18 protein-coding genes are annotated in these 17,106 nt (G+C 67.1%); 8 read left to right on the top strand and 10 right to left on the bottom strand.

From position 1 onward, the window contains the following. Positions 1-50: 50 nt before the first annotated feature. The 4 genes from AC57B5_RS11955 to AC57B5_RS11940 form a co-directional block, all read right to left on the bottom strand. A complete protein-coding gene (locus tag AC57B5_RS11955) occupies positions 51-428 on the bottom strand; it encodes a RidA family protein (RefSeq protein ID WP_016452594.1) in 378 nt (125 codons plus the stop codon). Between the two features lie 161 nt (positions 429-589). Beyond that, a complete protein-coding gene (gene kynA, locus AC57B5_RS11950; RefSeq protein ID WP_496399596.1) occupies positions 590-1,450 on the bottom strand; it encodes a tryptophan 2,3-dioxygenase in 861 nt (286 codons plus the stop codon). Continuing rightward, positions 1,447-2,652 (bottom strand): amino acid aminotransferase, encoded by a 1,206-nt coding sequence (locus tag AC57B5_RS11945; RefSeq protein WP_496400110.1) that lies wholly within the window; start codon positions 2,650-2,652, stop codon positions 1,447-1,449. Before AC57B5_RS11945 ends, kynA begins: the two co-directional genes overlap by 4 nt. Before the next feature lie 75 nt (positions 2,653-2,727). Next, complete coding sequence (locus tag AC57B5_RS11940) at positions 2,728-4,149, bottom strand: amino acid permease (protein ID WP_496399595.1); 1,422 nt, start codon at positions 4,147-4,149, stop codon at positions 2,728-2,730. A 138-nt stretch (positions 4,150-4,287) separates the two neighbouring features. Here AC57B5_RS11940 and AC57B5_RS11935 point away from each other — a divergent pair, with 138 nt between their 5' ends. Continuing rightward, positions 4,288-4,758 carry an Lrp/AsnC family transcriptional regulator gene (locus AC57B5_RS11935; protein ID WP_012204096.1) on the top strand — a complete coding sequence of 157 codons (471 nt, stop codon included), beginning with the start codon at positions 4,288-4,290 and terminating at the stop codon, positions 4,756-4,758. A gap of 37 nt (positions 4,759-4,795) precedes the next feature. Here the strand turns inward: AC57B5_RS11935 and AC57B5_RS11930 are convergent, their stop codons facing one another. Continuing rightward, the gene (locus AC57B5_RS11930) at positions 4,796-5,116 is read right to left on the bottom strand and encodes a YkgJ family cysteine cluster protein (RefSeq protein WP_034391185.1); all 321 of its coding nucleotides are present in this window, start codon (positions 5,114-5,116) and stop codon (positions 4,796-4,798) included. 199 nt (positions 5,117-5,315) lie between these two features. Between AC57B5_RS11930 and AC57B5_RS11925 the strand changes: the two genes are divergently transcribed. Genes AC57B5_RS11925 through AC57B5_RS11915 form a run of 3 tightly spaced genes read left to right on the top strand, consistent with a single transcriptional unit; the run spans position 5,316 to position 7,806 of the window. Continuing rightward, positions 5,316-5,657 carry a FeoA family protein gene (locus AC57B5_RS11925; protein ID WP_043824050.1) on the top strand — a complete coding sequence of 114 codons (342 nt, stop codon included), beginning with the start codon at positions 5,316-5,318 and terminating at the stop codon, positions 5,655-5,657. Further along, a complete protein-coding gene (feoB, locus tag AC57B5_RS11920) occupies positions 5,654-7,597 on the top strand; it encodes a ferrous iron transporter B (protein ID WP_043824052.1) in 1,944 nt (647 codons plus the stop codon). Before AC57B5_RS11925 ends, feoB begins: the two co-directional genes overlap by 4 nt. Before the next feature lie 14 nt (positions 7,598-7,611). Beyond that, positions 7,612-7,806, top strand: coding sequence for a hypothetical protein (locus tag AC57B5_RS11915; RefSeq protein WP_043824054.1), 195 nt, complete (start codon positions 7,612-7,614; stop codon positions 7,804-7,806). Positions 7,807-7,891: 85 nt separating this feature from the next. On the opposite strand, the gene argF is transcribed toward AC57B5_RS11915, so the two are convergent. After that, positions 7,892-8,824, bottom strand: a complete 933-nt coding sequence (gene argF / locus AC57B5_RS11910) for an ornithine carbamoyltransferase (RefSeq protein ID WP_012204101.1) — start codon at positions 8,822-8,824, stop codon at positions 7,892-7,894. A gap of 10 nt (positions 8,825-8,834) precedes the next feature. After that, positions 8,835-10,031 carry an aspartate aminotransferase family protein gene (locus AC57B5_RS11905; RefSeq protein ID WP_496399594.1) on the bottom strand — a complete coding sequence of 399 codons (1,197 nt, stop codon included), beginning with the start codon at positions 10,029-10,031 and terminating at the stop codon, positions 8,835-8,837. A 350-nt stretch (positions 10,032-10,381) separates the two neighbouring features. On the opposite strand from AC57B5_RS11905, the gene AC57B5_RS11900 reads away from it, so the two are divergent. Then, a complete protein-coding gene (locus AC57B5_RS11900) occupies positions 10,382-10,699 on the top strand; it encodes a DUF3579 domain-containing protein (protein WP_012204103.1) in 318 nt (105 codons plus the stop codon). A 229-nt stretch (positions 10,700-10,928) separates the two neighbouring features. Here AC57B5_RS11900 and rpsT read toward each other — a convergent pair whose 3' ends face one another. After that, positions 10,929-11,222 carry a 30S ribosomal protein S20 gene (gene rpsT, locus AC57B5_RS11895; RefSeq protein ID WP_012204104.1) on the bottom strand — a complete coding sequence of 98 codons (294 nt, stop codon included), beginning with the start codon at positions 11,220-11,222 and terminating at the stop codon, positions 10,929-10,931. Positions 11,223-11,402: 180 nt separating this feature from the next. Between rpsT and murJ the strand changes: the two genes are divergently transcribed. Continuing rightward, the gene (murJ, locus tag AC57B5_RS11890; RefSeq protein WP_496399593.1) at positions 11,403-12,968 is read left to right on the top strand and encodes a murein biosynthesis integral membrane protein MurJ; all 1,566 of its coding nucleotides are present in this window, start codon (positions 11,403-11,405) and stop codon (positions 12,966-12,968) included. A 58-nt stretch (positions 12,969-13,026) separates the two neighbouring features. Further along, positions 13,027-13,872 carry a SirB1 family protein gene (locus tag AC57B5_RS11885; RefSeq protein WP_013803659.1) on the top strand — a complete coding sequence of 282 codons (846 nt, stop codon included), beginning with the start codon at positions 13,027-13,029 and terminating at the stop codon, positions 13,870-13,872. Positions 13,873-13,902: 30 nt separating this feature from the next. Here AC57B5_RS11885 and AC57B5_RS11880 read toward each other — a convergent pair whose 3' ends face one another. Together AC57B5_RS11880 and purM are read right to left on the bottom strand one after the other, a co-directional pair. Further along, the gene (locus AC57B5_RS11880) at positions 13,903-14,961 is read right to left on the bottom strand and encodes an AI-2E family transporter (RefSeq protein WP_012204107.1); all 1,059 of its coding nucleotides are present in this window, start codon (positions 14,959-14,961) and stop codon (positions 13,903-13,905) included. Between the two features lie 17 nt (positions 14,962-14,978). Then, positions 14,979-16,031, bottom strand: a complete 1,053-nt coding sequence (purM, locus tag AC57B5_RS11875; protein ID WP_013803658.1) for a phosphoribosylformylglycinamidine cyclo-ligase — start codon at positions 16,029-16,031, stop codon at positions 14,979-14,981. Positions 16,032-16,354: 323 nt separating this feature from the next. Between purM and hda the strand changes: the two genes are divergently transcribed. After that, a complete protein-coding gene (gene hda, locus AC57B5_RS11870) occupies positions 16,355-17,053 on the top strand; it encodes a DnaA regulatory inactivator Hda (protein ID WP_026062235.1) in 699 nt (232 codons plus the stop codon). Positions 17,054-17,106 lie beyond the last annotated feature (53 nt).

The following is a 17,106-nucleotide window of genomic DNA, read 5'->3' as shown; positions in this document are numbered from 1 at the left end:
GCCCCTGTATTGAACGCAATTGCGGGGCGCCGGCATGTCCGTCACATCCTCTAGGGGAGCATGGCGTAGGCCACGATCTCCAGCTTCATGCCCGGCACCACCAGCGCCGAAATCCCCATGCTGGAGCGGTTGGGATAGGGCGCCTCGAAGAACTCGCGGTACACGGCGTCGATGGCCGGCATGTCGGCCACGTCGGTCATGTAGATCAGCACCTGGGTCACATGCGCCAGCGTGCCGCCTGCGGCCTGCAGCGCGTTGCGCAGGTTGGTGAAGGTCAGGCGCGCCTGCTGTCCGATGGGGCCGGTGTCGATGCTGCCGTCGGGCCGCACGGGGCCGTGGGCCGTGAACAGCATCTGGCCGCTGGCCTTGACGGCCCAGGAGAAGGGCTGCTTGAGCGGCGGCAGTCCCACGTCGATGATTTGCTTCATGGATTTCCTTGTGTTTTGACTACATGCGAAGGCATGGTGTTCTTGCGTCGGAAACTTGGCGCGGCCCATCGGCGGACGCCGAGCAAGGGCCGTCCCGCAGCGATGGTGTCGTCCCGCGCCCGCGCAGCGAGAGCGGGGGAAGCGGCAAAGCCGCTCAGGGGTCACAGTTTCGTTCTCACGGACCAGATTTCGGGGAACAGCACCACGTCCAGCATCTTGCGCAGGTAGCTGACGCCGCCGGTCCCACCCGTGCCGCGCTTGAAGCCGATGACGCGCTCCACCGTGGTCACATGGCGAAAGCGCCACAGGCGGAAGGCGTCCTCGATGTCGGCGAGCTTTTCGCCGAGCTGGTACAGGTCCCAGTGCGACTGCGGGTCGCGGTAGACCTGGGCCCAGGCGGCCTCGACCTCGGGGCTGGCCGTGTAGGGCTGGGTCCAGTCGCGCTCCAGGCGCCCGGCAGGAATGGCCAGCCCCTGGCGTGCCAGCAGGCGCAGGGCCTCGTCGTACAGGGAAGGTGCGCGCCATGCGGCATCCACCCGGGCCAGCAGGTCGGGCCGGTGGGCATGGGGCTGGAGCATGGCGGCATTCTTGTTGCCCAGCGCGAACTCGATGCAGCGGTACTGGTAGCTCTGGAAGCCGCTGGAGCTGGCGAGATACGGGCGCATGGCCGTGTACTCGGTGGGCGTCATGGTGGCCAGCACGGACCAGGCGCCCACCAGCTGCTCCATGATGCGGCTCACGCGGGCCAGCATCTTGAAGGCATCGGCATGGCGGTCGGCCGCCACGGCAGCCGTGGCCGCGCCCAGCTCGTGCAGCATGAGCTTCATCCACAGCTCGCTGGTCTGGTGCTGGATGATGAACAGCAGCTCGTCATGCGTGGGCGACAGCAGTTGCTGTGCGCCCAGGATGGCGTTGAGCTGCAGGTAGTCGCCATAGCTCATGGACTGGCTGAAATCCAGCTGCGCCCTTTCCTCGGCGACGATGCGCTCGGTCAGGCCGCCATGGACGGGGCAGCCGCTCATTGCGGTGCCTCCAGCACCGTGGCAATGGCGTCGGCCACGTAGTGCACGTTGGCGGCGGACAGGCCCGACATGCACATGCGGCCCGAGCGGATCAGGTACACGCCGTGCTCGTCGCGCAGGCGGTGGACCTGGGGCTCGCTGATGCCGGTGTAGCTGAACATGCCGCGCTGGGTCAGCAGGAAGCCGAAGTCGCGCCGCTCGCCAAAGCGTTCATGCAGCGCGCCGTGCAGCTGGGCGCGCATGTCCTTGATGCGGCCGCGCATCTGCGCCAGCTCCTGCGCCCATTGGGCGCTCAGTTCGGGCGACGCCAGCACCTGCTGCACCAGGCGCGCGCCACGCGTGGGGGGCGAGGAATAGTTGCTGCGCACGGTGGCCTTGAGCTGGCCCAGCACATTGCCGGCCGTGGCCGCGTCGCTGCAGACCACGCTGAGGCCGCCCACGCGTTCGCCATACAGCGAGAAATTCTTGGAAAACGAATTGGCCACAAAGGCCTGGGCGCCCGCATCGGCCAGCGCGCGCACGGACCACGCGTCTTCATCGAGCCCATCGCCAAAGCCCTGGTAGGCCATGTCCACGAAGGGGATCAGGCCGCGCTCCACGATCACGGGGATGAGTTGCTGCCACTGCTCGCGCGACAGGTCCACGCCCGTGGGGTTGTGGCAGCTGGCATGCAGCAGCACCACGCTGCCCGAGGGCAGGCCGCGCAGTGTCTGCAGCATGGCGTCGAAGCGCAGGCTGCCCGTGGCCGCGTCGTAGTAGGGGTAGCTGTGGGTGCGCAGGCCCGCGCCCTGGAAGATGGCCAGGTGGTTGTCCCAGGTGGGATCGCTGAGCCAGACCTCGGCGTCGGGGAAATAGTGCTTGATGAAGTCCGCACCCAGCTTGAGCGCGCCCGAGCCGCCCAGGGTCTGCACGGTGGCGATGCGCTGCGCGCGCACGGCCTCGTGCTCAGCGCCGAACACCAGGTTCTGCACCAGCTGGCGGTAGGGGGCTATGCCTTCGATGGGCAGGTAGCCGCTGGGGCTTTGCTCGCGGGCCAGGACATCGCCAGCCTGGCGCACGGAGTCCAGCACGGGCAGGCGGCCGGCCTCGTCGAAATACAGGCCGATGCTCAGGCTGACCTTGTCGGTGCGCGGGTCCTGCTGAAAGGCTTCCATCAGCGACAGGATGGGATCTCCGGGGTAGGGCGGGACGTGGCTGAACATCGAGGCGCGGGCGGTATCGAGGGGGGCAAGAGTCGTCATGTTTCTAAGGGAGGGAGAAAAACGGGAGGCCGGATGTCACCGGGCCTGGGCCTGGGTTGGGGGATTGGCTTGAGGAGCGGCTGCGGTCTGGCCGGCCGGCTTGCGGTACCAGATGGCGTAGATGGCGCCCAGCAGCAGCAGGAAGGGCAGGCCGGTGAGCACGGTCAGGCGGAACACGTCGGTGAACAGCGTGGACACCAGGGCGGCCAGCATCAGCGCCGCGCCCAGCAGCGTCAGCACCGGAAAGCCCCACATGCGGAAGGCCAGCGGCTTGTTGCCCTGGCGCACCCAGTGGATGCGGAAGAACAGGTGGGTCACGAAAATCATGAACCACGTGAACATGGCGCCGAACATGGCCACGGCCATCATCAGCATGAAGGACTGCTCGGGATTGATGATGTTGAACAGCGTGGCCACGGCAATGCCCAGGCAGGACAGCAGCAGCGCCGGCAGCGGCACGCCGCGCGAGTTCACGCGGCCCAGCACGGCGGGCGCATGGCCGGCGCGCGAGAGGCTGAACATCATGCGGGTGGTGATGTACAGCTGGCTGTTCATGGCCGACAGGGCAGCCACCAGCACCACGAAATTGACCACGCTGGCCGCGCCGGGCAGGCCGATGATCTCCATCACCTTCACGAAGGGGCTGCCGTCCTTGCCGGCGGCCGACCACGGCACGATGGCCAGCATCAGCGCAATCGTGGCCAGGTAGAACACCACCAGGCGCACCATGGTGGAGCGGAAGGCGCTGGTGACGGCGCGCTGCGGGTCCTTGGCCTCGCCGGCGGCCACGGCGATCATCTCGATGCTCAGGTAGCTGAAGATGGCGATGATCACGCCCACCCAGGTGCCCCACAGGCCGTTGGGGAAGAAGCCGCCGTTGTTGACGTAGTTGGCAAAGCCCACGCCGGCCGGCCGGGTGCCGAACACCACCCAGGCGCCGACCACGATGAAGGCCACGATGGCGATGATCTTGATCATGGAGAAGCTGTACTCCACGGCGCCGAAGGCCTTGACGCTCATCATGTTCACGCCGATCAGCGCGCCCGAGAAGATCACCACCCAGGCCCAGCGCGGCACCTCGGGGAACCAGTAGCCCATGTACAGGCCCACGGCCGTCACCTCGGTGCCCACGGCCAGCACCACGCAGGCCCAGTAGGCATAGCGCACCACGAAGCCGGCCCAGGGGGCGATGTAGTGCTCGGCATAGGCGCCGAACGAGCCCGAGGTCGGGTGGGCCACCGTCATCTCGGCCAGGCAGCCCATCAGCAGCAGCGAGATCACCGCGCCGATGGCATAGCTGATCAGCACGCTGGGCCCGGCGAAGCCGATGGCAAAGCCGCTGCCCAGGAACAGGCCGGTGCCGACGGCACCGCCGATGGCGATCATGGTCATCTGTCCGGCGGACAGCTGCTGTTGGAGTCCGGCTTCGCGCTGGACGATGTCTTCGAAGGCTGGCATGGGTTGTTGTCTCCGTTGCTGTGGGGGGCTTCGGAGGCGGATGCTAGTTACGGCCTTCGCAGGGCGTTTAGTAGTTATCCCTAAATACGCTTGATCTTGGATAAGTTATTCTGTGAAACATGAATTCATAGGTGGTTTATGTCAATCGAGATCGACAGAACGGACCGGCTGCTGATCCGCGCCCTGCAGGACAACGCGCGGCTGACCTCGGGCGAATTGGCGCAACGCGTGCACTTGTCGCAATCGCCGTCGTGGCGGCGCATCAAGCGGCTGGAGGATGAGGGCGTGATCACCGGCTACCACGCCGCGCTGAGCCGGCGCGCCATCGGCTTTGGCGTGCTGGCCTTCGTGATGGTGGGCATAGACCATCAGAACGAGGAGTCATCGCGCCACTTCCAGGAAGCGGTCTGCGCCATTCCCGAGGTCGTGATGTTCCACGGCATCTCGGGGCCGGAGGACTTCCTGCTGGTCGTCGTGGCGCGCGATCTCGATGCCTATTCGGACCTGCTGCTCACCCGCCTGCACCGGCTGCCCGGCGTGCGCCAGGTGCACACGCATTTCTCGCTGCAGGAGTTCAAGGGGCAGTTGGCGGGGCTGCCCGTGGAATAGCGGCTGGTGGTGGCGGCTGTTGGCGCCTGGCTGGTTGCTACAGCAGGCCGCTGTCCAGCGCCTGCATGCCATGGCGCACGCGCACGCGGTTGCAGGCATCGCTGCCGGCCGCAAATTCGCGGCAAGGCGAGGGCCGCCACTCGTAGATGCCGCAATGGGCCTTCTCGCCCACCTTGCCCACCAGCGCTGCGCAGCGCGGGCGCGACCAGTCCGTGCCGCGCATGCGGCAGGTGTAGTCGGTGACTTCCTCGATCAGCCCGGCCGGCACGCGGCCGCCATGCTCCTGCGACTCGTGCACGGAAAAGTCCACGCGAAACGATGCGCAGCAGGCGCCGCAGCTCAGGCAGGGATGGGTCATGGCGTGGGCAAGCAGGTGCAGGTGCGGATCGTGGGAGCGCGATTGTCGCGCGCACGCGTGCGGGGCGCCTGGAACCGGCCAAAAACCATGACGGCCATTTGGCAAGACCCTGCCTCTTACTCCGATACCATGCGCGGGCTTCCCACGGGGATTCGATCAAAATCAAAATGAGAATAAAAATCAGTTGATACAACACGCCATGCATTCGATGAATCCCGGGACGGACGCCACGGCTCCGTCCGCACTGTCCGCGCCTCCCAGCTCTCCAAGCCCGGCCACCGCTGCGGCCATCACCCTGGATGCGCTGCCGCGCCAGGTTCCGGCGCGCGTGGTCGAGCTCCATGCGGCGCGCGACACGGCCGAGCAGGAACTGCTGCTGCGCCTCATGGAAATCGGTTTCCTGCCGGGCGAGCCCGTTCGCATCCTGGCCGCAGGCTTTCCGGGCGACGACCCGCTGGCCGTGCGCGTGGGCCAGGCCACGTTCGCGCTGCGCCGCCATGAGGCGGCCCTGGTGCGCGTGGCGCCGGAGGCGGTGGCATGAGCGCGTCGTCCTCTCCCAAGCTCATCCAGCCGCTGCAGCCTGCCCAGGGTGGTGGCGGCGGTGGTGATTCCGCGTTGCGCCTGGCCTTGCTGGGCAATCCCAACTGCGGCAAGACGGCGCTGTTCAACCTGCTGACCGGCGCACGCCAGAAGGTGGCCAACTACGCGGGCGTGACCGTGGAGCGCAAGGAAGGCTGGCTGAGCACGGCCAGCGGCCGGCGTGTGCGCGTGCTGGACCTGCCGGGCACCTACAGCCTGCACGCCCACAGCGAGGACGAACGCATCACGCGCGACATCGTCTCGGGCCGCCACGCGCGCGAGGCGCCTCCCGAACTGCTGGTCTGCGTCACCGACGCCACCCATCTGCGCCTGAACCTGCGCCTGGTGCTGGAGGCCCAGCGCCTGGGCCTGCCCATGCTGCTGGTGCTCAACATGAGCGACATGGCCAGGCGCCAGGGCATCGATATCGACCGCGAAGCGCTGTCACGCGCCCTGGGCATGCCCGTGCTGTCCACGGTGGGCGTGCGCCAGGACGGCGCGCGCGAACTGCTGCAATGGCTGGACGGCCCCGAAGCGCGCGCCCTGGCAGCGCCGCAGCTGCAGGCCCCGGCCCGCCCGGGCGATGCGCGCGAGCAGGTGCTGGCCCTGCACCAGCAGGTGGCCCGCATCATGGCCGACTGTGTCAAGGAGCCCGTGGTGGACACCCGGCGTGATGACCGCATCGACGCCGTGGTGCTGCACCCGCTGTGGGGCATGCTGCTGCTGGCGGCCACGCTGTTCCTGATGTTCCAGGCCGTGTTCAGCTGGGCACAGCCGCTGATGGACGGCATCGAGGGCGGCGTCTCGGCCGTCTCGGCCCTGGTCAACGAGCACATGCCCGAAGGCGCGCTGCGCAGCCTGCTGGCCGATGGCGTGATCGCGGGCACGGGCGCCGTGCTGGTCTTCCTGCCGCAGATCCTGATCCTGTTCCTGTTCATCCTTGCTCTCGAAGACTCGGGCTACCTGCCGCGTGCCGCCTTCATGCTGGACCGCATCATGGGCAAGGTCGGCCTGTCGGGCCGCTCCTTCATTCCGCTGCTGTCCAGCTTCGCCTGCGCCGTGCCCGGCATCATGGCCACGCGCTCCATCACCAGCTGGCGCGACCGCCTGGTGACGATCATGATCGCGCCGCTGATGACCTGCTCGGCGCGCCTGCCGGTCTATGCGCTGCTGATCAGCGCCTTCATTCCCGAGCGCACGGTGGGCGGCATCTTCAACCTGCAGGGCCTGGTGCTGTTCGCGCTGTACGTGGCTGGCATCGCCAGCGCCATGGCCGTGGCCGGCGTGGCCAAATTGGCCGGCCGCAGCGCCGGACCCACGCCGCTGCTGATGGAGCTGCCCTCCTACCGCTGGCCCAGCCCGCGCAGCCTGGCCCTGGGGCTGTACGAGCGCGCCATGATCTTCCTGCGCCGCGTGGGCGGCATCATCCTGACCGTGAGCATCGTGCTGTGGTTCCTGGCCAGCTACCCGGCGCCGCCCGATGGCGTCACCGAAGCGGCCATCCGCTACAGCTTTGCAGGCCGCATCGGCGGCTGGCTGGAGGTGGTGCTGGCGCCGATCGGCTTCAACTGGCAGATCGCCATCGCCCTGGTGCCGGGCATGGCCGCGCGCGAGGTGGCCGTCAGCGCCATGGGCACGGTCTATGCCCTGTCCGCCGCCAGCGACGAGGCCATGGCCGAGCAACTGGGCCCGCTGATCGCCCACACCTGGTCTATGGCCACGGCGCTGTCGCTGCTGGCCTGGTTCGTGTTCGCGCCCCAGTGCATCTCCACGCTGGCCGCCGTGCGGCGCGAGACCAACGGCTGGCGCTATCCGCTGCTGATGACCGGCTATCTGTTCGCGCTGGCCTACCTTGCCAGCTTCATCACCTACCGCGTGGCCATCGCATTGGGCGCGGGCTGAAAGGAGCACGGACCATGTGGCAAAACATCATCGTGGGTCTGATCGTGGCCCTGGCCGGCGTGTCCCTGGTCTGGCGCTATCTGCCCGCGCGCTGGCGCCAGAAGGCCGGGCAGATGCATCCGGCGCTGGCGCCCAAGGATGCGGGCGGCTGTGGCGGCTGCAGTGCCTGCGGCGGAGACAGTTGCGCACCGGACAAGCGGGGGCCGTAAGGCCACGGCCCGAACTTCCGCCGGGAAAAAAGAATGCCTGCAGGCGCAAAGCCTGCAGGCATTCTTTTTTGAGCGGACTGCGTTGTCAGTTCGGCTGGCGGCCCAGCAGCAGGTATTCCATCAGAGCTTTCTGCACATGCATCCGGTTCTCCGCCTCATCCCAGACCACGGACTGCGGCCCGTCGATGACCTCGGCCTCCACTTCCTCGCCGCGGTGGGCGGGCAGGCAGTGCATGAACAGGGCATCGCCACGTGCGGCGGCCATCATTTCGGCGTCCACGCACCAGTCGGCAAAGGCCTTCTTGCGGGCTTCGTTCTCGGCCTCGTAGCCCATGCTGGTCCACACGTCGGTGGTCACCAGGTCGGCGCCCTTGCAGGCGTCCAGCGGGTCCTTGAAGACCTTGTAGCAGCCCTCGCGCGGGGTCTTGCCGCCAAAGGCCAGCTTCTCGTCCACCTCGTAGCCGCCCGGCGTGCTGACGTGGACGGTGAAGCCCAGCAGGTCGGCCGCCTGCAGCCAGGTGTTGGCCATGTTGTTGCCGTCGCCGACCCAGGCGACGGTCTTGCCCTGGATCGAGCCGCGGTGCTCGATGAAGGTGAAGATGTCGGCCAGGATCTGGCAGGGGTGGAACTCGTTGGTCAGGCCGTTGATGACGGGAACGCGCGAGTATTCGGCAAAGCGCACGATCTTGTCCTGGCCATAGGTGCGGATCATCACCAGGTCGGTCATGCGGCTGATGACGCGTGCGCTGTCCTCGATGGGCTCGGCGCGGCCCAGCTGGCTGTCGCCCGTGGTCAGGTGGACCACCGAGCCGCCGAGCTGGTACATGCCCGCCTCGAAGCTCACGCGGGTGCGCGTGCTGGCCTTCTCGAAGATCATGGCCAGCGTGCGGTCGCTGAGCGTGTGGTGCTTTTCGTAGCCCTTGAACTTCTTCTTGATCAGGGCCGCGCGTTCGAGCACATAGGCGTACTCGTCGGCCGTGAAGTCGGAAAACTGCAGATAGTGCTTGATGGCAGTCATAGGCAGGTACTCATTCGGACAGGAATTGCACGATCAGGGGCTTGAGCTTGGCGACCACTTCGTCGGCTTCGGCCTCGGTCATGATCAGCGGCGGCACCAGGCGCACCACGGTGTCGGCGGTCACGCTGAACAGCAGGCCGGCTTCGGCGCCACGGCCCAGCAGGGCGCCGCAGGGCTTGTTCAGCTCGATGCCGATGATCAGGCCCTGGCCGCGCACATCGACCACGCCCTTGACGTCGGCCAGTTCCTTTTGCAGCGTGGCCTTCAGGTGGTCGCCCACCTGGGTGGTGTGGGCCAGCAGGCCGTCCTCTTCCATGATGCGGATGGTTTCGATGCCCGCGCGCATGGCCAGCGGATTGCCGCCGAAGGTGGAGCCATGGTTGCCCGGCTGCAGCACGGTGGCCGCCTTGCCATGGGCCACGACGGCGCCGATGGGTACGCCCGAGCCCAGGCCCTTGGCCAGGGTCATCACGTCGGGGACGATGCCGGCCCACTGGTGGGCGAACCACTTGCCCGTGCGGCCCATGCCGGCCTGGACTTCGTCGAACATCATCAGCCAGCCGTTGGCATCGCACAGTGCGCGCACCTGCTGCATGTACTCGATGCGCATGGGGTGCAGGCCGCCTTCGCCCTGGATGGGCTCCATCATCACGGCCACCACGTCGGGGTTGCCGGCCGTGGCCTTCTGGAGCGCCTCGTAGTCGTTCACCGGCACGCGCAGGAAACCGTCGAGCAGGGGGCCGAAGCCGTCGCGCACCTTGGGGTTGCCCGTGGCCGTCATGGTGGCGATGGAGCGGCCGTGGAAGGCATGCTCGTAGACCACGATCACCGGCTTGGCGATGCCCTTGTCCACGCCGTACTTGCGCGCGATCTTGATGGCGGCCTCGTTGGCCTCCAGGCCCGTGCTGCAGAAGAAGACATTGGTCATCTTCGAGCGCTCGGTCAGCAGCTTGGCCAGCGTTTCCTGGCCGGGCACGTGGTAGTAGTTGGAGGTGTGGATGAGCTTGGCCACCTGGTCCTGCAGCGCAGGCACCAGCTTGGGGTGGTTGTGGCCCAGCGTGTTCACTGCAATGCCGCCCAGCGCATCGAGGTACTGCTTGCCGTTGACGTCCCACACGCGGCAGCCCTGGCCTCGCTCCAGAGCGATCGGTACGCGGCCATAGGTGTTCATCACGTGGGGCGAGGCAGCCTCAATGAAAGCGGTCATTGCAAAAATCTCCTGAGCTGGAAAGTAAACGGCATCCGGGCGTTGCCGCCGCAGATGCCTGAAAAACAGCGAAGCCCGATTCTAGGGGCCGCGCGATGGCCTACCGTTGCGGTTTGCGCATCACAGCCATGCAATGAACCTACGCCACACTTGGGTAGTGCGCTGCAACAAGGCCTCAGCTCTTATATAAGAGATAAAATGCCGGCTTGGCCTGCTGGCAGCGATCCTGCCTGTGGGCTCTGACTTTTTTGAAGGACTTGCGCAAGCAGGATGTGGCAGGGCGCCGTGCCCCTTGGCAGGTCGCCTGTGTTGTTCCTTGTTGCGCAAGTCGTATTTTGGCGTGCATCCTGATGGTCTCTCCCTCCAGCAAAGAACTGTTCATCCAGGGCATCACCCACGAAGGCAAGACTTTCCGGCCCAGCGACTGGGCTGAGCGGCTGGCAGGCGTCATGAGCCAGTTTCGCCCCGGTGGTGCCCAGCGCGGCAGCCACCTGAGCTACTCGCCCTGGTGTGTTCCCACAACGCTCAATGGCGTCAAGTGCGTGGTCGTGCACCGCGACCTGCGTGACTACGAGCCCATGGCCTGGGATTTCTGCCTGAATTTCGCCAAGGACAACAACCTGCAGGTTGCCGAGGCCTGCCTGATACCGGATGAGCCGGCCCGCTGAGGCCGGTTTCTTTTTTTTGCGGGTCGTTCCCGTCCGATGTGAAGCGCGCCTGGGGTGCGTTTTTTTTCGCCCTGCTCTGGAGGGTGGGGCTTTTTTGCTGGATCCTGCGGATGCAGGAGCATCGTTCAGGCACAAAAAAACCGCCCGAAGGCGGTTTTCTCGTTCGCTGACAGCGCACCCGTTACAAACGGCAGATGGCCGGAGCCATCCGTGCGGTTGCCTAATTGGATTAGGCGGCGGCCAGGGCCTTGACCTTGGCGGACAGGCGGCTCTTGTCGCGAGCGGCCTTGTTCTTGTGGAAGATGCCCTTGTCGGCGATCGTGTCCAGAACGGATTGGGCTGCGGCAAACAGTTCGGTTGCCTTGGCCTTGTCGCCAGTCAGAACGGCCTTTTCGACCTTCTTGACGGCGGTGCGGTACTTGGAGCGCAGCGAGGTGTTGGCTGCGTTGAGCTTGGTGTCCTGGCGGACGCGCTTGCGGCCGGAGGCGAGACGGGGGTTCTTCTTTGCGGGCTTGGATGCCATGATATGTATTCCTAGTGTCTGAGGATGTTGTCGGCGAAGCGCGGGATTATAGCACGCAGCCCGGACAGGGCCTTGAGGGCCCAGGCCGCACGGGCCGGCCTGTTGCAACGGAGTGCAAGAGCGGCCAGGCCCGCCTGGAGCGCCGGCCGGCGGGGCATGCCAGCGCATACACTCCCCACGGTGTCACTGTTCAAAGCCGCCTCCACCGTTTCCCTGCTGACGCTGGCCTCCCGTATCACCGGGCTGGTGCGCGATCTGCTCATGGCCTCCATGTTCGGAGCCAATGCGCTGACCGATGCGTTCAATGTCGCCTTCAGGATTCCCAATCTCTTTCGGCGGCTGTTCGCCGAGGGGGCCTTCAGCCAGGCCTTCGTGCCGGTGCTGGCCGCCAGCAAGGCCAAGGAGGGGGACGAGGCCACGCGCAGGCTGATCTCGCACGTGGCCACGCTGCTGTTCTGGGTGCTGCTGGTGACCTGCGTGCTGGGCGTGGTCGGCGCGCCACTGCTGGTCTGGCTGCTGGCCAGCGGCCTGCGCCAGTCGCCCGAGGGCTATGACGCCGCCGTGCTGATGACACGCTGGATGTTCCCCTACATCGGCTTCATGTCGCTGGTGGCGCTGTCTGCCGGCGTGCTCAATACCTGGCGGCGCTTTGCCGTCTCGGCCGCCACGCCGGTGCTGCTGAACCTGGCCATGATCGCCGCCGCCTTCTGGGGCGCGCCCTGGCTGCAGGCGCGCGGCATCGAGCCCATCTATGCCATGGCCGGTGGCGTGATGCTGGGCGGCGTGCTGCAGCTGGCGGTGCAACTGCCTGCGCTGGCGCGCCTGGGCCTGCTGCCGCGCATCGGCTTTTCGCCAGCTGCGCTGCGCGAAGCCTGGGCCGAGGCCGGCGTGCGCCGCATCCTCAAGCTGATGGCGCCGGCCCTGCTGGGCGTGGGCGTGGCCCAGGTCTCGCTGATGATCAACACCCAGATCGCCTCCTATCTGCAACCGGGCAGCGTGACCTGGCTGTTCTATGCCGACCGGCTCATGGAGTTTCCGACGGCGCTGCTGGGCGTGGCGCTGGGCGTGGTGCTCACCCCCCAACTGGCCGCTGCCAAGGCGGCCGACGACTCGGAGCGCTACTCGGCCATGCTGGACTGGGGGCTGCGCCTGGTGGTGCTGCTGTCCGTGCCGTGCGCCGTGGGCCTGCTCACTTTTGCCGAGCCGCTGGTGGCCACGCTGTTCCACCGCGGTGCGCTGCAGGACAGCGACGTGGGCCAGATCGCCCTGGCGCTGGTCGGCTACGGCGCAGGCCTGGTGGGCCTGGTGGCCATCAAGGTGCTGGCGCCAGGCTACTACGCCAGCCAGGACATCCGCACGCCCGTCAAGATCGCCATCGTGGTGCTGGTCATCACCCAACTGCTCAACCTGGTCCTGGTGCCCTTCATGGCGCATACCGGCCTGGCGCTGTCCATCGGCCTGGCGGCCCTGGTCAATGCGGGCTGGCTGCTTTGGGGTCTGCTGCGCCGGGGCGTCTACCGTCCTAAGCCGGGTTGGGGCCGGCTGGGTTTGCAGGTAGTCGCGGCCAGCAGCCTGCTGGCCGTGCTGCTGACCTGGGGCAGCCAGCATTTCGACTGGATCGCGCTGCGCGCCAACGGCTGGCAGCGTGTGGGCCTGCTCGCCGCGCTGATGGCCGCCTCGGTGCTGCTGTACTTCGGTGCGCTGTGGGCGGCGGGGCTCAAGCTGCGCGCACTGCTGCGGCGCTGAGAGGCATCGCCCAAACCCGCATAATTGCAGGCTTGGGCGCTGCAATATACAAAGCATCATGAGCTGGAGTTACGAAGACACGCCAACGGCCCTGCAATACTTTGCAGCGCTGGTGCAAAGCGATGACCATCTGCCGTTGATGGAGGCGGCAATCAGCATCGCCCAGGATGCCGTGCCCGATCTCGACCTGCAGGCGGCCAGCGCCGAGCTGGACCGGCTGCAGGTGCGCCTGCTCCAGCGCCTGGCCGGCGAAACCGATTCGCTGCAGCGCCTGCGCGTGCTCAACCAGTTCTTCTATGGCGAGCTGGGCTTTGGCGGCAATCTCAACGATTACTACGACCCGTCCAACAGCTACATCCACCATGTGCTGCAGACGCGGCGCGGCATTCCCATCAGTGTGGCGCTGATCTGGCTGGAGCTGGCTGCGGCCATCGATCTGCCGGCACAGGGCGTGAGCTTTCCCGGGCATTTCCTGGTCAAGCTGCGCCTGCCCCAGGGGCAGGTGGTGATGGACCCGCTGAGCGGTGAATCCTTCTCGGCCAACAGCCTGGCTGAGCGGCTGGAGCCCTTCTGGCAGAACGCCGGCCTGTCCGCCGAGGAGGCGGCTCCGCTGGGCATGTACCTGCAGGGCGCATCGCCGCGCGACATTCTGGAGCGCATGCTGCGCAATCTGCAGGAGATCCACCATGCACGGCGCGACTGGCCGCTGCTGGTGGCCGTGCTCAACCGGCTGGCCGTGCTGCGGCCCGACATGCCGGAGATCTTCCGGGACCGGGGGCTGGCCTATGCGCAGTGGGGAGTGACCGAGCGTGCGCTCGAAGACCTGGAGCGCTTCCTGCATTCCCAGCAGGGCGCGCAGGCCGTGGCCGTGCGCGAGGTGATCCGGCGGCTCAGGGGGCTGTAGCGGCGGCAACCCCCAGGGTCGGAGCGCTGCTCAGACCAGCCGGACGGCTTCCAGCTCTTTCTTGAGATAGGCGTAGAACAGCGGCGCCGCCACCAGGCCTGCGGGGCCGAACACCGACTCGGCCACGAACATCACGGCCAGCAGCTCCCACACGCCCATGTGCGTGCGCTGGCCCACCACCTTGGCGTTGATCACATACTCGGCCTTGTGGATCAGGATCAGAAAGCCCAGGCAGGCCGCGGCGGCCACCGGGGAGACTGACAGCCCCACGATGGTGATCACCGCATTGCACAGCAGGTTGCCCACGATGGGCACCAGGCCCGCGATGAAGGTCAGCGTGATCAGGGCCGGCGTGTAGGGCAGGGTCAGGTTCCAGTGCGGCAGCACGCCCAGCAGGAAGATGGCCGTCAGGAAGGTGTTGAAGGCCGCAATCCAGAACTGCGCCGCCACGATCTGGCGGAAGGCCAGCCCCATGAGCCGGATGCGTTCGCGCAGCGCAGCCACCAGGGGCGGGCGGCGCGTGGTGATGGGGCGCACGGCGGCCAGCGCGCCGATGATCAGGCCCACATAGGCGTACAGCAGGCCGGTAAGCCAGGCGCGGCCCGCATGGGCTAGGGCGCCGGCCTTGGCCGCCAGGTAGCTGGCCAGCAGGTGCTGGATTTCCTGCGCGCCGTCCGGCAACTGGTCGGCCATGTCGGCGGGCAGCTTGTCACGCAACTCCAGCACCGTGTGGGCCAGATAGTCGAGCAGTTCGCGGTACTGCTGCGGCGCGTCGGTGATGTAGGTGCGTGTATGCGAGAGCGCGCCGCTCAGCAGGGCCAGCGGCGCAAGAATGACGATGGTGGCTGCCACCAATTGGGTCCAGCGCGGCAGCGAGCCGCGCCGGGCCTTGGGCTGGGCCCGTGCCAGCAGCCCGGCAAGGGCGCGCGTGACCAGAAAGCCCACGCAGACACAAAGCATGCCCGGCAACAGGCCCTGCCACATGATCAGCAGCAGGGCGCCTGCCATCAGCACATAGCTGGAAAGCGTCACGCCGCGCGTGGGCGCGGGCTGCGGGGAGATGATGGGCGAGGGCAGGTGCTGGGTCATGCGCTGCGGGCCCGTGGTCAGCGGACCTCGACAGGCTCGCCCTCGCCGCGTGCGGCGATGCGTCCGATGGTGTAGACCGTCTCGCCCAGCTGCTTGAGCGTGGCGGCCGTGGCTTGGGCAGCCTCTGCAGGCACGACAACGACCATGCCGATGCCGTTGTTGAAGGTGCGGTTCATTTCCACGGCGTCGATGCCCGCCGTCTTCTGCAGCCAGGCGAACAGCTCGGTCTGGGGCCAGCTGCCGGCATCCAGGTGGGCGGCCAGGCCTTCGGGCAGCACGCGGGGGATGTTCTCCAGCAGGCCGCCGCCGGTGATGTGGGCCAGCGCCTTGATGGGGTGCTGCTCCAGTGCGGCCAGCACGTTCTTCACGTACAGGCGCGTGGGTTCCATGATGGCCTGCTTGAACGGCTTGCCGTCCAGCGATTCGGGCAGGCTGCCCTGGGCTTCGGCGCGCTCAATGCACTTGCGCACCAGGGAAAAGCCATTGGAGTGCACGCCGGCCGAGGCCAGACCCAGCACCACGTCGCCTGCAGCCACGCTCTGGCCCGTGAGGATCTTGGACTTTTCGACGGCGCCCACGGCAAAGCCCGCCAGGTCGTATTCACCGGCAGGGTACATGCCGGGCATTTCGGCGGTTTCGCCGCCGATCAGTGCGCAGCCCGACAGCTCGCAGCCGCGTGCAATGCCGCCGACCACGGCAGCGGCCGTGTCCACGTCCAGCTTGCCGCAGGCGAAATAGTCAAGGAAGAACAGGGGCTCGGCGCCCTGGACCAGCACGTCGTTGACGCTCATGGCCACCAGGTCGATGCCCACGGTGTCGTGCATGTTCCACTCGAAGGCCAGCTTGAGCTTGGTGCCCACGCCATCGGTGCCCGAGACCAGCACGGGTTCCTTGTAGCGCTTGGGCACCTCGAACAGCGCGCCGAAGCCTCCGATGCCGGCCATCACGCCTTCGCGCATGGTCTTCTTGGCCAGCGGCTTGATGCGCTCGACCAGCGCATCGCCAGCGACGATGTCGACGCCGGCGTCTTTGTAGGAAATCGGGGTAGAGGAGGGGGCAGAAGAGCTCATGGATGGGTACGGTGCGGTAGGCCCGATGCCGGGCTGGAACCCCGGGATTCTACGGCGCCGGCCGCCGGCAGGCGCGCGCGCCAGTGGGCTTCGAGGGGGCTTTCGTTGCACATGCGGGCCGGCTGCCGCCGTGCCGGGCGCCGCGCAGACTAAAATCCCTCGTCCGCCCGGGAGCTCCCGGGCGTTGTCCGCCTTGCCGCAGCGCTGCGCCGAGGCGGGCCTGTCTTTGCTCTCAACCCAATGCCGTTGCCGATTCCTCTGCCTGCTTTTGCCGCATGGACCCGCCTGGATACAGGAAAGGGGGCGCTGCGCGTATGTCGCAGATGAAGCAGCTGGCTCTGGATATCAGCATGGCGTCGAGTCCGACGCTGTCGCGCTTTTTCGTCGGTCCCAATGCCGCAGTGATCGATCATCTGCGCCACTGGGTGGGCGACGGCCGCATGCAGACCGCCCGCACGCCGGTGCCCACCTATCTTTGGGGCGAGTCGGGCTCGGGCAAGACCCACCTGCTCAAGGCCGTGCGCGAGGCGCTGCGCGAGCAGGGCGCCATGGTGGGCTGGATGGATGCATCCACCCTGTTCCCGCCGCCGTTCGACGAGCGCTGGGCGGCGGTGCTGATGGACGACGTGGACATCTACACTCCGCTGCAGCAGGCGCGGGCCTTCAACTGGTTCGTGAATGCGACGAGCCCGGCCACGGGCTCGCCGCGCTGGGTGCTGGGAGCCGGCCCCCTGCCGCCGGCCGACCTCAAGCTGCGCGAGGATCTGCGCACGCGGCTGGGCTGGGGCCATGTGTTCCAGCTGCAACTGCTCGATGAAACCGCGCGCCGCGCGGTGCTACGCCAGGAGGCCGATGCCCGTGGCGTTTTTCTGGGCGACGATGTGATGGACTACATGCTCAAGCGCTTCTCACGCGACCTGGGCAGCCTGATGCAGCTGCTCGACATGCTCGACGGCTTTGCGCTTCGCAACAAGCGCGCCATCACCATTCCGTTGCTCAAGACGATGCTGGAAACCGAATGAGCCCACATTCTCGTGTGGGCAGGGACTGCGGGAGCCGGCGGAGCCTGCGTTGC

Source organism: Delftia sp. BGA-UO-ETr-SB1 (assembly GCF_059567865.1).
Note: the sequence above shows the minus strand (reverse complement) of the source record. Positions and strands in the feature narration are given on the sequence as shown.